This is a genomic window from Serratia sp. J2, from assembly GCF_046269175.1.
In the GTDB taxonomy this organism is placed as follows: Bacteria; Pseudomonadota; Gammaproteobacteria; order Enterobacterales; family Enterobacteriaceae; genus Chania; species Chania fonticola_C.
In genome coordinates this window covers 14,133-28,263 of sequence record NZ_JBKABN010000043.1, presented here as the reverse complement: position 1 = coordinate 28,263, position 14,131 = coordinate 14,133, and the positions used below count along the sequence as shown (strand labels likewise).

The 14,131-nt window shown below is 53.0% G+C and carries 9 protein-coding genes and 1 pseudogene; all 10 read left to right on the top strand.

The window, feature by feature from the left end:
- Positions 1-82 (top strand): annotated as a pseudogene (locus ACKWMY_RS26355) (elongation factor Tu); the annotation flags it as partial.
- A gap of 256 nt (positions 83-338) precedes the next feature.
- Positions 339-722 carry a preprotein translocase subunit SecE gene (secE, locus tag ACKWMY_RS26350; protein ID WP_021182153.1) on the top strand — a complete coding sequence of 128 codons (384 nt, stop codon included), beginning with the start codon at positions 339-341 and terminating at the stop codon, positions 720-722.
- A 1-nt stretch (position 723) separates the two neighbouring features.
- Positions 724-1,269 (top strand): transcription termination/antitermination protein NusG, encoded by a 546-nt coding sequence (gene nusG / locus ACKWMY_RS26345; RefSeq protein ID WP_021182154.1) that lies wholly within the window; start codon positions 724-726, stop codon positions 1,267-1,269.
- Positions 1,270-1,426: 157 nt separating this feature from the next.
- Entirely contained in the window at positions 1,427-1,855 is a 429-nt protein-coding gene (rplK, locus tag ACKWMY_RS26340) for a 50S ribosomal protein L11 (RefSeq protein ID WP_024531017.1), read from the top strand.
- Positions 1,856-1,858: 3 nt separating this feature from the next.
- On the top strand, positions 1,859-2,563 hold the full coding sequence (gene rplA / locus ACKWMY_RS26335; RefSeq protein WP_024531018.1) for a 50S ribosomal protein L1: 705 nt from the start codon (positions 1,859-1,861) through the stop codon (positions 2,561-2,563).
- 330 nt (positions 2,564-2,893) lie between these two features.
- The gene (gene rplJ, locus ACKWMY_RS26330) at positions 2,894-3,391 is read left to right on the top strand and encodes a 50S ribosomal protein L10 (RefSeq protein WP_024485329.1); all 498 of its coding nucleotides are present in this window, start codon (positions 2,894-2,896) and stop codon (positions 3,389-3,391) included.
- Positions 3,392-3,456: 65 nt separating this feature from the next.
- The gene (gene rplL, locus ACKWMY_RS26325; protein ID WP_021182158.1) at positions 3,457-3,822 is read left to right on the top strand and encodes a 50S ribosomal protein L7/L12; all 366 of its coding nucleotides are present in this window, start codon (positions 3,457-3,459) and stop codon (positions 3,820-3,822) included.
- 333 nt (positions 3,823-4,155) lie between these two features.
- On the top strand, positions 4,156-8,184 hold the full coding sequence (gene rpoB, locus ACKWMY_RS26320; RefSeq protein ID WP_021182159.1) for a DNA-directed RNA polymerase subunit beta: 4,029 nt from the start codon (positions 4,156-4,158) through the stop codon (positions 8,182-8,184).
- A 118-nt stretch (positions 8,185-8,302) separates the two neighbouring features.
- Positions 8,303-12,526 carry a DNA-directed RNA polymerase subunit beta' gene (gene rpoC / locus ACKWMY_RS26315; RefSeq protein ID WP_024531019.1) on the top strand — a complete coding sequence of 1,408 codons (4,224 nt, stop codon included), beginning with the start codon at positions 8,303-8,305 and terminating at the stop codon, positions 12,524-12,526.
- 109 nt (positions 12,527-12,635) lie between these two features.
- The gene (gene shiA, locus ACKWMY_RS26310) at positions 12,636-13,982 is read left to right on the top strand and encodes a shikimate transporter (protein ID WP_409487376.1); all 1,347 of its coding nucleotides are present in this window, start codon (positions 12,636-12,638) and stop codon (positions 13,980-13,982) included.
- Positions 13,983-14,131: the final 149 nt, after the last annotated feature.

Here is a 14,131-nt window from a genome sequence, read left to right as displayed (position 1 = left end):
GATGGACCAAGGCTTGCGTTTCGCAATCCGTGAAGGCGGCCGTACCGTTGGCGCTGGTGTTGTTGCCAAAGTTATCGCTTAATCGCGGATAATATTTGACGCGACATGCGATAAAAGGGCATCATTTGATGCCCTTTTTCTACGCTGTGAACTAGAACCTATCTCATCAGCGATTTTGCAGTCATAATCATTGGTGAGATGGGCTCTTAAACGGTATTGACTGAAATACGTCATGGCGTAAAACACCGAGATGCTGCCAAGCGGCATCTGTTCGGTTTGGTTTGCCTCGCATTGCGAGGCAAAGTTGTTTGTTCGAATCATTAGTGACAGGTTGGTTTATGAGTGCGAATACCGAGGCTCAAGGGAGCGGGCGCGGCCTTGAAGCGGCCAAGTGGTCAATCGTCGCCGTTCTGTTGGTTGTGGCTATCGTCGGTAACTATTACTACCGTGATTTCAGCCTGCCGCTGCGTGCGTTGGCCGTTGTCGTGGTTATTGCCGTTGCAGGTGCAGTGGCATTGATGACCACTAAAGGCAAAGCCACCGTTGCGTTTGCGCGCGAAGCGCGTACTGAAGTACGTAAAGTGATCTGGCCAACTCGTCAGGAAACGTTACACACCACGTTGATCGTTGCCGCGGTAACCGCCGTGATGTCACTGATTCTGTGGGGCCTGGATGGTATATTGGTCCGTCTGGTATCGTTTATTACTGGCCTGAGGTTCTAAAATGTCTGAAGCCCCAAAAAAACGCTGGTACGTCGTTCAGGCGTTTTCCGGTTTTGAAGGTCGCGTAGCACAATCGCTGCGTGAACATATCAAACTGCACGATATGGAAGAACTGTTCGGCGAAGTCATGGTTCCCACCGAAGAAGTGGTGGAGATCCGTGGTGGTCTACGTCGTAAGAGTGAGCGTAAATTCTTCCCTGGCTATGTACTGGTTCAGATGGTGATGAATGACGCCAGCTGGCACCTGGTGCGCAGTGTCCCTCGTGTTATGGGCTTCATCGGTGGAACTTCCGATCGTCCAGCACCGATCAGCGATAAAGAAGTGGACGCTATTATGAACCGCCTGCAGCAGGCTGGTGATAAGCCACGTCCGAAAACGATGTTCGAACCGGGTGAACTGGTGCGCGTCAACGATGGTCCATTTGCTGACTTTAACGGTGTCGTTGAAGAAGTGGACTACGAGAAGAGCCGCCTGAAAGTGTCTGTCTCCATCTTTGGCCGTGCAACGCCGGTGGAACTGGACTTTAGCCAGGTAGAAAAAGGCTGATCGAATAATCAGCAGGATGAGCGGATTTGTGGCTTGTCAGAGGCGCGAAATTGAACTATAATTTCGCGCCTTTTGTTTTTAGATGTCTTGCTCTTGCAGCGAGACGAAACACGGGGAGCCTCTCAGGAGGCGATATTACCCAAACGAGGAAATTTCAATGGCCAAGAAAGTACAAGCCTACGTTAAGCTGCAAGTTGCAGCCGGTATGGCTAACCCAAGTCCACCAGTTGGTCCAGCTCTGGGTCAGCAAGGTGTTAACATCATGGAATTCTGTAAGGCATTTAACGCTAAGACTGACAGCGTTGAGAAAGGCCTGCCGATCCCGGTTGTTATTACAGTTTATTCTGATCGCTCCTTCACTTTCGTAACCAAGACCCCGCCGGCAGCAGTTCTGCTGAAGAAAGCGGCTGGTGTTAAATCTGGTTCCGGCAAGCCAAACAAAGATAAAGTTGGCAAAGTGACTAGTGCACAGGTTCGTGAAATCGCAGAAACCAAAGCTGCGGACATGACTGGTTCTGACGTTGAAGCGATGATTCGCTCCATCGAAGGTACTGCTCGTTCCATGGGCCTGGTAGTGGAGGATTAAGAAATGGCTAAGCTGACCAAGCGCATGCGCGTGATCCGTGACAAAGTTGATGCTACTAAACAGTATGACATCCTCGAAGCTGTTGCTCTGCTGAAAGAGCTGGCCACCGCTAAATTCGTAGAAAGCGTTGACGTTGCCGTTAACCTCGGCATCGACGCTCGTAAATCAGACCAAAACGTTCGTGGTGCTACCGTTCTGCCACACGGCACCGGTCGCAGCGTTCGCGTTGCCGTATTTGCCCAGGGCCCTAACGCTGAAGCTGCTAAAGCTGCAGGCGCAGAGCTGGTAGGTATGGAAGATCTGGCTGACCTGATCAAGAAAGGCGAGATGAACTTCGACGTGGTTATTGCTTCCCCGGATGCAATGCGCGTTGTAGGTCAACTGGGCCAGGTTCTGGGTCCACGTGGTCTGATGCCTAACCCGAAAGTGGGTACCGTTACTCCTAACGTTGCTGAAGCTGTTAAGAACGCTAAAGCAGGTCAGGTTCGTTATCGTAACGACAAAAACGGTATCATCCATACCACTATCGGTAAGGTTGATTTCGACACAGACAAGCTGAAGGAAAACCTGGAGTCTCTGCTGGTTGCGCTGAAAAAAGCCAAACCATCTCAGGCAAAAGGCGTGTACATCAAGAAAGTTAGCCTCTCCACCACCATGGGTGCTGGCGTTGCTATCGATCAAAGCGGCTTGACTGCTGTAGCGAACTAATCGCACTGCGATTATCGCTTTGACTTGGGGGTGGGATTCATCTAGAATCTTATCCCCCAAGGTTCCGCTATAGGTGGAACAACAGATTTTTCGGTTGGAGCCTGGCCTATCCAGGCCTCCGTCCAAGACCGCAGGTGTGCCGCAAGGCACTTAATCCTTCCTGCGTAGACGGTGACAGAGCCTAAAGAAATTTTTTCTTTTTTAAAAAGAATGGTCTTTGCTGGATTCTGCTCACCGTGTTAAGCCGCTCAACGGCGCGTGTTCGCACACGCTGTTGAGTGAAGTGAGTTCCGGGGATTTTCCCCGGCTAAATCCAGGAGCAAAAAGCTAATGGCATTAAATCTTCAAGACAAACAAGCGATTGTTGCTGAAGTCAACGAAGTAGCCAAAGGCGCGCTGTCTGCGGTAGTTGCGGATTCTCGTGGCGTTACCGTTGATAAAATGACTGAACTGCGTAAAGCAGGTCGTGAAGCTGGCGTTTACATGCGTGTTGTTCGTAACACCTTGATGCGTCGCGTAGTTGAAGGCACTCCGTTCGAATGCCTGAAAGACACGTTTGTCGGTCCTACCTTGATTGCATTCTCTACTGAACACCCGGGCGCTGCTGCTCGTCTGTTCAAAGAGTTCGCGAAAGCGAATGCAAAATTTGAGGTTAAAGCTGCGGCCTTTGAAGGTGAGCTGATCCCTGCGGCACAAATCGACCGCTTGGCAACGCTGCCTACTTACGATGAAGCAATCGCACGCCTGATGGCAACCATGAAAGAAGCCGCTGCCGGCAAATTGGTTCGCACTCTGGCTGCAGTACGCGATCAGAAAGAAGCGGCATAAGCCTCTCTCTTTCTTAGCCTTTGCTTACGTATTTAAACTATTTCTGAATTTTAGGAACTTTTGTTATGTCTATCACTAAAGACCAAATTATCGAAGGCGTTGCAGCCCTGTCTGTAATGGAAATCGTTGAACTGATCGCCGCTATGGAAGAGAAGTTCGGTGTTTCTGCTGCTGCTGTAGCTGCAGGCCCTGCTGCTGCTGTTGAAGCTGCTGAAGAAAAAACTGAATTCGACGTTGTACTGAAAGGTATCGGCGCGAACAAAGTTGCAGTAATCAAAGCAGTACGTGGCGCAACTGGCCTGGGTCTGAAAGAAGCTAAAGACCTGGTTGAGTCTGCACCAGCAGCACTGAAAGAAGGCATCAGCAAAGACGACGCTGAAGCACTGAAAAAAGCTCTGGAAGAAGCTGGCGCTGAAGTTGAAGTTAAATAAGCCACTGCTTTTGGAGTGCAGTCTGTTTTAACTAACAGACTGATGGCTGGTGACTTTTTGGTCACCAGCCTTTTTGCGCTGTAGGGCGTCAGTAGAGTTTCACACTGTTTGACTACTGGCTAACCCCAATATTTCTTTCTATCGACGACTTAATATACTGCCCTCTGCGCCGCAGCCGAATCTGCCGCCACGGCAATGAAATGATTTAAGCGTGATAGAAACGAGTATTGCGGAAAGTGTTCTCGCTTTCCGGTCAACAAAACGGTGTTGCATGAACCGTCCCCTATCCGGACGGACAAATAGGTTCGACTTTCCAGCGAGCTGAGGAACCCTATGGTTTACTCCTATACCGAGAAGAAACGTATTCGTAAGGATTTTGGTAAGCGTCCGCAAGTTTTGGACATACCTTATCTCCTTTCTATCCAGCTTGACTCGTTCCAGAAATTTATCGAGCAAGATCCAGAAGGGCAATACGGCTTAGAAGCCGCATTCCGTTCTGTTTTCCCGATCCAGAGCTACAGTGGCAATTCGGAGCTGCAATACGTTAGCTACCGTCTTGGTGAGCCGGTGTTTGACGTTAAAGAGTGCCAGATCCGTGGTGTGACGTACTCTGCACCGCTGCGCGTAAAACTGCGCCTGGTCATCTACGAACGTGAAGCACCAGAAGGTACGGTCAAAGACATCAAGGAACAAGAAGTCTATATGGGCGAAATTCCGCTCATGACCGAAAACGGTACCTTTGTAATTAACGGTACCGAGAGGGTTATCGTATCCCAGCTGCATCGTAGTCCTGGTGTGTTCTTCGACAGCGATAAGGGCAAAACCCACTCCTCGGGCAAAGTGCTGTATAACGCACGTATCATCCCTTACCGTGGCTCATGGCTGGATTTCGAGTTTGACCCGAAAGACAACCTGTTCGTGCGTATCGACCGTCGCCGCAAACTGCCTGCGACCATTATTCTGCGCGCGCTGAGCTACACCACTGAGCAGATCCTTGACCTGTTCTTTGAGAAAATTGTTTTCGAGATCCGTGATAACAAGCTGCAGATGGAGCTGGTTCCAGAGCGTCTGCGTGGTGAAACTGCGTCCTTCGATATCGAAGCCAACGGTAAGATCTACGTTGAGAAAGCACGCCGTATCACCGCTCGTCATATCCGTCAGCTCGAAAAAGACGAAATTCGCAGTATTGAAGTACCGGTTGAGTACATCGCGGGCAAAGTGGTCGCGAAGGACTATATCGATACCAATACCGGCGAGCTGATCTGTGCAGCCAACATGGAGCTGTCACTGGATCTGTTGGCCAAGCTGAGCCAGTCAGGCCACAAGCGTATCGAAACGCTGTTCACCAACGATCTGGACCACGGTGCGTACATTTCTGAAACCGTACGTGTCGACCCAACCAGCGATCGTCTGAGCGCTCTGGTAGAAATCTACCGCATGATGCGCCCTGGTGAGCCACCAACGCGTGAAGCGGCGGAAAGCCTGTTCGAGAACCTGTTCTTCTCTGAAGACCGCTACGATCTGTCTGCGGTTGGCCGGATGAAGTTCAACCGTTCTCTGCTGCGTGACGAGATCGAAGGTTCGGGCATCCTGAGCAAAGACGACATCATCGAAGTGATGAAGAAGCTCATCGATATCCGTAACGGTAAAGGCGAAGTGGACGATATCGACCACTTGGGCAACCGTCGTATCCGTTCCGTTGGCGAAATGGCCGAGAACCAGTTCCGTGTCGGTCTGGTGCGTGTTGAGCGTGCGGTGAAAGAACGTCTGTCCCTGGGCGATCTGGATACCCTGATGCCTCAGGACATGATCAACGCCAAGCCAATTTCGGCGGCGGTGAAAGAGTTCTTCGGTTCAAGCCAGCTGTCCCAGTTTATGGACCAGAACAACCCGTTGTCCGAGATCACGCACAAACGTCGTATCTCTGCATTGGGCCCAGGCGGTCTGACCCGTGAACGTGCCGGCTTTGAAGTTCGAGACGTACACCCGACTCACTACGGTCGCGTGTGCCCAATCGAAACGCCGGAAGGTCCAAACATCGGTCTGATCAACTCCTTGTCCGTGTACGCACAGACCAACGAGTATGGCTTCCTGGAAACCCCGTACCGCCGCGTGCGTGACGGCGTGGTGACCGATGAAATCAACTATCTGTCTGCTATTGAAGAAGGCAACTTCGTTATCGCTCAGGCGAACTCCAACCTGGACGAAGAAGGCCGCTTCGAAGAAGACCTGGTTACCTGTCGTAGCAAAGGCGAATCAAGCCTGTTTAGCCGCGACCAGGTTGACTATATGGACGTATCAACCCAGCAGGTTGTTTCTGTTGGTGCTTCACTGATCCCATTCCTGGAACACGATGACGCCAACCGTGCATTGATGGGTGCGAACATGCAACGTCAAGCGGTGCCAACCCTGCGTGCTGACAAGCCGCTGGTAGGTACCGGTATGGAACGTGCCGTAGCGGTTGACTCCGGTGTTACTGCCGTAGCCAAACGTGGTGGTGTGATCCAGTACGTGGATGCTTCCCGTATCGTTATCAAAGTTAACGAAGACGAGATGTACCCAGGCGAAGCTGGTATCGATATTTATAACCTGACCAAGTACACCCGTTCTAACCAGAACACCTGTATCAACCAGATGCCTTGTGTGAATCTGGGTGAGCCAATCGAGCGCGGCGACGTGCTGGCAGATGGCCCGTCTACAGACCTGGGTGAACTGGCATTGGGTCAGAACATGCGCGTCGCGTTCATGCCTTGGAACGGCTACAACTTCGAAGACTCCATCTTGGTCTCCGAGCGTGTAGTACAGGAAGATCGCTTCACCACCATCCATATTCAGGAACTGGCTTGCGTGTCTCGCGACACCAAACTGGGGCCGGAAGAGATCACCGCCGACATCCCTAACGTGGGTGAAGCAGCGCTCTCCAAACTGGATGAATCCGGTATCGTGTATATCGGTGCAGAAGTGACCGGTGGCGACATTCTGGTTGGTAAGGTAACGCCGAAAGGTGAAACCCAGCTGACGCCAGAAGAGAAGCTGCTGCGTGCGATCTTCGGTGAGAAAGCGTCTGACGTTAAAGACTCTTCTCTGCGTGTACCAAACGGCGTTTCCGGTACGGTTATCGACGTGCAGGTCTTTACCCGCGATGGAGTGGACAAAGACAAGCGTGCGTTGGAAATCGAAGAGATGCAGCTGAAGCAGGCGAAGAAAGACCTGACTGAAGAACTGCAGATCCTGGAAGCTGGCCTGTTCGCTCGTATCCACGCGGTACTGGTTTCTGGTGGTATCGAAGCCGAGAAGCTGAGCAAACTGCCACGCGATCGCTGGTTGGAACTGGGCCTGACCGACGAAGACAAGCAAAACCAGCTGGAACAGCTGGCAGAGCAGTACGACGAACTGAAATCCGACTTCGAGAAGAAGCTGGATGCCAAGCGTCGTAAGATCACCCAAGGCGACGATCTGGCACCCGGCGTGCTGAAAATCGTCAAGGTGTATCTGGCCGTTAAGCGTCAGATCCAACCGGGTGACAAGATGGCAGGCCGCCACGGTAACAAGGGTGTTATCTCCAAGATCAACCCGATCGAAGATATGCCTTACGATGAAAACGGTACGCCGGTTGACATCGTTCTGAACCCGTTGGGCGTTCCATCGCGTATGAACATCGGTCAGATCCTGGAAACTCACCTGGGTATGGCGGCGAAAGGCATTGGTGAGAAGATCAACCAAATGCTCAAGCAGCACCAGGAAGTGGCCAAGCTGCGTGAATTCATCCAGAAGGCTTACGATCTGGGTGACGGCGTTTGCCAGAAAGTTGACCTGAACACCTTCACCGACGACGAAGTCTTGCGTCTGGCAGAGAACCTGAAAAAAGGTATGCCGATCGCAACCCCAGTCTTCGATGGTGCGAAAGAGTCAGAAATCAAGCAACTGCTGGAAATGGGCGGTATCCCGACTTCAGGTCAGATTACGCTGTTTGATGGCCGTACCGGCGAGCAGTTCGAGCGCCAGGTAACTGTCGGCTATATGTACATGCTGAAACTGAACCACTTGGTTGACGATAAGATGCACGCGCGTTCTACCGGTTCTTACAGCTTGGTGACTCAGCAGCCGCTGGGTGGTAAGGCGCAATTCGGTGGTCAGCGCTTCGGTGAGATGGAAGTGTGGGCGCTGGAAGCATACGGCGCAGCTTACACCTTGCAGGAAATGCTTACCGTTAAGTCGGATGACGTCAACGGCCGTACCAAGATGTACAAAAACATCGTGGATGGCGATCACCGTATGGAACCAGGCATGCCGGAGTCCTTCAACGTACTGTTGAAAGAAATCCGCTCGCTGGGTATCAACATCGAACTGGAAGGCGACTAATCGCTATTCCAGCTCTGGCTCCCGACCTTAGGGAGCCAGAGGGTGGTTGTTCAGGTCACACGGGCGCGCGATTTGTCAGCGTGCGCCCAACAGGTTTAACTCCGACAGGAGCCAATCCGTGAAAGACTTATTAAAGTTTCTGAAAGCGCAAACTAAGACCGAAGAGTTTGATGCGATCAAGATTGCTCTGGCATCGCCAGACATGATCCGTTCATGGTCGTTCGGTGAAGTTAAAAAGCCGGAAACCATTAACTACCGTACGTTCAAACCTGAGCGTGACGGCCTTTTCTGCGCCCGTATCTTTGGGCCGGTAAAAGATTACGAGTGCCTGTGCGGTAAGTACAAGCGCTTGAAACACCGCGGCGTGATCTGTGAGAAGTGCGGCGTTGAAGTGACCCAGACCAAAGTACGCCGTGAGCGTATGGGCCACATCGAACTGGCTTCTCCGACTGCGCACATCTGGTTCCTGAAATCGCTGCCTTCGCGCATCGGTTTGCTGCTGGATATGCCGCTGCGTGACATCGAACGTGTACTGTACTTCGAATCCTACGTGGTAGTCGAAGGCGGTATGACCAACCTCGAGCGTCGTCAGATCCTGACTGAAGAGCAGTATCTGGATGCGCTGGAAGAGTTTGGTGACGAATTCGACGCCAAGATGGGTGCGGAAGCTATTCAGGCCCTGTTGAAAAACATGGATCTGGAAGCCGAGTGCGAGCAGCTGCGTGAAGAGCTGAACGAAACCAACTCCGAAACCAAGCGTAAGAAGCTGACCAAGCGTATCAAGCTGCTGGAAGCGTTCGTGCAATCTGGTAACAAGCCAGAGTGGATGATCCTGACCGTGCTGCCGGTACTGCCGCCAGATCTGCGTCCATTGGTTCCACTGGATGGTGGCCGTTTCGCGACTTCGGATCTGAACGATCTGTACCGCCGCGTGATCAACCGTAACAACCGTCTGAAACGCCTGCTGGATCTGGCTGCGCCGGACATCATCGTGCGCAACGAAAAGCGTATGCTGCAAGAAGCGGTAGATGCCCTGCTGGATAACGGCCGTCGCGGTCGTGCGATCACCGGTTCCAACAAGCGTCCTCTGAAATCTTTGGCCGATATGATCAAAGGTAAGCAGGGTCGTTTCCGTCAGAACCTGTTGGGTAAACGTGTTGACTACTCTGGTCGTTCTGTAATCACCGTAGGTCCATACCTGCGTCTGCATCAGTGCGGTCTGCCGAAGAAAATGGCACTGGAGCTGTTCAAACCGTTCATCTACGGCAAGCTGGAACTGCGTGGCCTGGCCACAACGATCAAAGCCGCCAAGAAAATGGTTGAGCGCGAAGAAGCTGTCGTTTGGGATATCCTGGACGAAGTGATCCGCGAACACCCGGTACTGCTGAACCGTGCACCAACCCTGCACCGTTTGGGTATCCAGGCGTTTGAACCGGTTCTGATCGAAGGTAAAGCGATCCAGCTGCACCCGCTGGTTTGTGCGGCATACAACGCCGACTTCGATGGTGACCAGATGGCTGTTCACGTACCGTTGACGCTGGAAGCCCAGCTGGAAGCGCGTGCGTTGATGATGTCTACCAACAACATCCTGTCACCAGCGAACGGCGAGCCAATCATCGTTCCTTCTCAGGACGTTGTATTGGGTCTGTACTATATGACTCGTGACTGTGTTAACGCCAAAGGCGAAGGCATGGTTCTGACGGGTCCTAAAGAAGCTGAACGCGTTTACCGCGCCGGTCTGGCCTCTCTGCATGCACGCGTAAAAGTGCGTATTACAGAAGAGATCAAGAATACCGAAGGTGAATCTATTCACCAGACTTCGATTATCGATACCACCATCGGTCGCGCCATCCTGTGGATGATCGTACCGCAAGGTCTGCCTTACTCGATCGTTAACCAGCCTTTGGGCAAGAAAGCGATCTCCAAGATGCTGAACACCTGTTACCGCATCCTGGGCCTGAAGCCGACCGTAATCTTCGCTGACCAGATCATGTACACCGGTTTTGCTTACGCTGCCCGTTCAGGCGCGTCTGTAGGTATCGATGACATGGTTATCCCAGCCAAGAAAGCAGAGATCATCGAAGAAGCGGAAACCGAAGTTGCCGAGATCCAGGAGCAGTTCCAGTCTGGTCTGGTTACCGCGGGCGAACGCTACAACAAAGTGATCGATATCTGGGCTGCGGCGAACGAACGTGTTGCTAAAGCGATGATGGAAAACCTGTCGGTTGAAGACGTGGTTAACCGTGACGGCGTGGTGGAACAACAAGTTTCCTTCAACAGCATCTTTATGATGGCCGACTCCGGTGCTCGTGGTTCTGCCGCTCAGATCCGTCAGTTGGCGGGGATGCGTGGCCTGATGGCCAAGCCAGATGGCTCCATCATCGAAACGCCAATCACTGCGAACTTCCGTGAAGGTCTGAACGTACTCCAGTACTTCATCTCCACGCACGGTGCTCGTAAAGGCTTGGCGGATACCGCACTGAAAACGGCAAACTCCGGTTATCTGACCCGTCGTCTGGTTGACGTGGCGCAGGACCTGGTAGTGACCGAAGACGACTGTGGTACTCACAACGGCATCATGATGACTCCGGTTATCGAAGGTGGTGACGTTAAAGAGCCACTGCGTGAACGCGTTCTGGGTCGTGTGACCGCTGAAGATGTCATCAAGCCGGGTACGGCTGACATCCTGGTGCCACGCAACACCCTGCTGAACGAGAAGACCTGTGACCTGTTGGAAGAGAACTCTGTCGACAGCGTGAAAGTCCGTTCCGTAGTTAGCTGTGAAACCGACTTTGGTGTGTGCGCCAACTGCTATGGTCGCGACCTGGCACGTGGTCACATCATCAACAAAGGTGAAGCCATCGGCGTTATCGCGGCCCAGTCCATCGGTGAGCCGGGTACACAGCTGACGATGCGTACGTTCCACATCGGTGGTGCGGCATCTCGTGCGGCAGCAGAATCCAGCATCCAGGTGAAGAACAAAGGTAACCTGAAGCTGAGCAACGTGAAGTTCGTTATGAACGCCTCAGGCAAGCTGGTAATTACCTCGCGTAATACCGAACTGAAGCTGATCGACGAATTCGGCCGTACCAAAGAAAGCTACAAAGTGCCTTACGGTGCTGTAATGGGCAAAGGTGATGGTGCAGAAGTTAACGGCGGCGAAACCGTTGCTAACTGGGATCCACACACCATGCCGGTTGTGACCGAGGTGAGCGGTTTCATTCGCTTCGCCGATATGGTTGACGGCCAGACCATTACCCGCCAGACCGACGAACTGACCGGTTTGTCCTCTCTGGTGGTACTGGATAGCGCAGAACGTACCGGTAGCGGTAAAGACCTGCGTCCGGCACTGAAAATCGTTGATGCCAAAGGCGACGACGTATTGATCCCAGGTACTGATATGCCTGCTCAATACTTCCTGCCGGGTAAAGCGATTGTGCAGCTGGAAGACGGCATTCAGATCGGTGCGGGTGATACCTTGGCGCGTATTCCTCAGGAATCCGGCGGTACCAAGGATATTACCGGTGGTCTGCCACGCGTTGCGGATCTGTTCGAAGCACGTCGTCCGAAAGAGCCGGCAATCCTGGCTGAAATCAGCGGGATTATCTCGTTCGGTAAAGAGACCAAAGGCAAACGTCGCCTGGTAATCTCTCCACTGGACGGCAGCGACGCTTACGAAGAGATGATCCCTAAATGGCGTCAGCTCAACGTGTTCGAAGGTGAAATTGTGGAACGTGGTGACGTTGTTTCTGACGGCCCAGAATCTCCACATGACATTCTGCGTCTGCGTGGTGTGCATGCGGTTACTCGCTACATCACCAACGAAGTGCAGGAAGTTTACCGTCTGCAAGGCGTTAAGATTAACGATAAACACATCGAAGTTATCGTTCGTCAGATGCTGCGTAAAGGGACCATCGTTAGCGCTGGTAGCACCGAGTTCCTGGAAGGCGAACAGGCTGAAGTATCACGCGTTAAGATTGCTAACCGTAAACTTGCTGCTGAAGGCAAGATCGAAGCAACCTTCTCACGCGATCTGCTGGGTATCACCAAGGCTTCCTTGGCGACCGAGTCCTTCATCTCTGCTGCATCGTTCCAGGAAACGACGCGCGTTCTCACCGAAGCGGCTGTTGCCGGTAAGCGTGATGAACTGCGCGGCCTGAAAGAGAACGTGATCGTGGGCCGTCTGATCCCAGCCGGTACCGGTTACGCTTATCACCAGGATCGTATGCGCCGTAAGGCTCTGGGTGAAACTCCGGTTGTTCCGCTGGTTAGCGCGGAAGAAGCGACAGCCAACCTGGCCGAATTGCTCAACGCTGGCAACCTGGGTGGCAGTGACGAATAAGTCACCTGATCCCTGACTGTACGTTTTGCAGTGAATGACTAAAGCCCTGGCTATCCTAGCCGGGGCTTTTTGTTGTACAGTGCTGTAAAGTTAAAATAACGGAACAGGCATGGACACCTCAACTTCAGTCAGTGGCAGCAGCGCTGCCAACAGCGAAATAACCTCACCAATCCAGTACTCTCAAAGCCGGGCGCGGCGTGCCGCCTGGGGAAGCTTTGTTGGCGCCGTAGTCGATTGGTACGACTTCCTGCTGTACGGAATAGTTGCCGCTTTAGTTTTTAACACCGAATTCTTCCCGCAGGTCAGCCCAACGATGGGCACGCTGGCCGCCTTTGGCACCTTTGGCGTCGGTTTTCTGTTCCGCCCGCTAGGTGGCATGGTGTTCGGGCACTTTGGCGATAAACTTGGCCGTAAGCGCATGCTGATGATCACCGTCTGGATGATGGGGATCTCTACGGCGTTGATCGGCTTGCTGCCCTCGTTCGATTCAGTTGGCTGGTGGGCCCCGGTCATGCTGGTGCTGCTACGAGCGGTGCAAGGATTTGCCGTGGGGGGCGAATGGGGCGGCGCTGCCTTGCTGGCGGTAGAAAGCGCGCCGAAGAAGAGAAAAGCCTTTTACAGCAGCGGCGTACAAATTGGCTTTGGCGTCGGGCTGCTGTTGGCTACCGGCTCGGTTTCCCTGGTCAGCCACTTCACCAGCAATGCGGACTTTATCAACTGGGGCTGGCGTTTGCCGTTCCTGTTCAGCCTGGTGCTGGTTGCCATTGCCTGGTGGATCCGTAACGGCATGGACGAGTCGCAGGAGTTTGAAGCCAATAAAACGCTGCACGAACGGGCCGAGAAAATCCGCAAGTTCCCGATCTTTGAGGCGCTGCGCCAGAATCCCAAAGCCTTTTTGTTGATCATTGCACTACGCTTTGGCGAACTGCTGACGATGTATATCGTCACGGCCTTTGCCATGAACTACTCAACCACCCATCTTGGTCTGTCACGGGATCTGTTCCTGAACATCGGGTTGTTGGTGGGCGCAGTGAGCTGTATCTCGATCCCATGCTTCGCTTATTTGGCTGATAGCTTTGGCAGACGGCGGATCTACGTGACGGGGGCATTGATTGGTGTTGCCAGCACGGTACCGTTTTTCATGGCGCTCGAGAGCCGTAACACGGTGATGATTATCTTCTTTGCCATCATGCTGGGAAATATGGCGCACGACATGCTGGTCAGCGTGCAGCAGCCGATGTTTACCGAGCTGTTCGGCACCGCATACCGTTATAGCGGAGCCGGAGTGGGCTATCAGGTCGCTAGCGTGGTCGGCGGTGGATTCACGCCGTTTATTGCCGTGTTGCTGGTGGAGTTGATGGACGGCTCCTGGCATCTGGTTGCCGCCTATCTGGTGCTGGGGTGCCTGCTTTCCGCCATTGTGGGGATGCGTATGAAACCCCAGACGGCCGAATAACACAGAGGAACCGGAAGCGTGCGGCCAGTCCCCGCACGCTCCGGCGTTTGGTAAGCAAGGTTATCAAGAGGGGGAGATAACCTTGGTTGGCTTAAGGAACGCTTGCCAACACCGCCACTATAACGAGGCCATTTTTCCCTGCCAGTTCG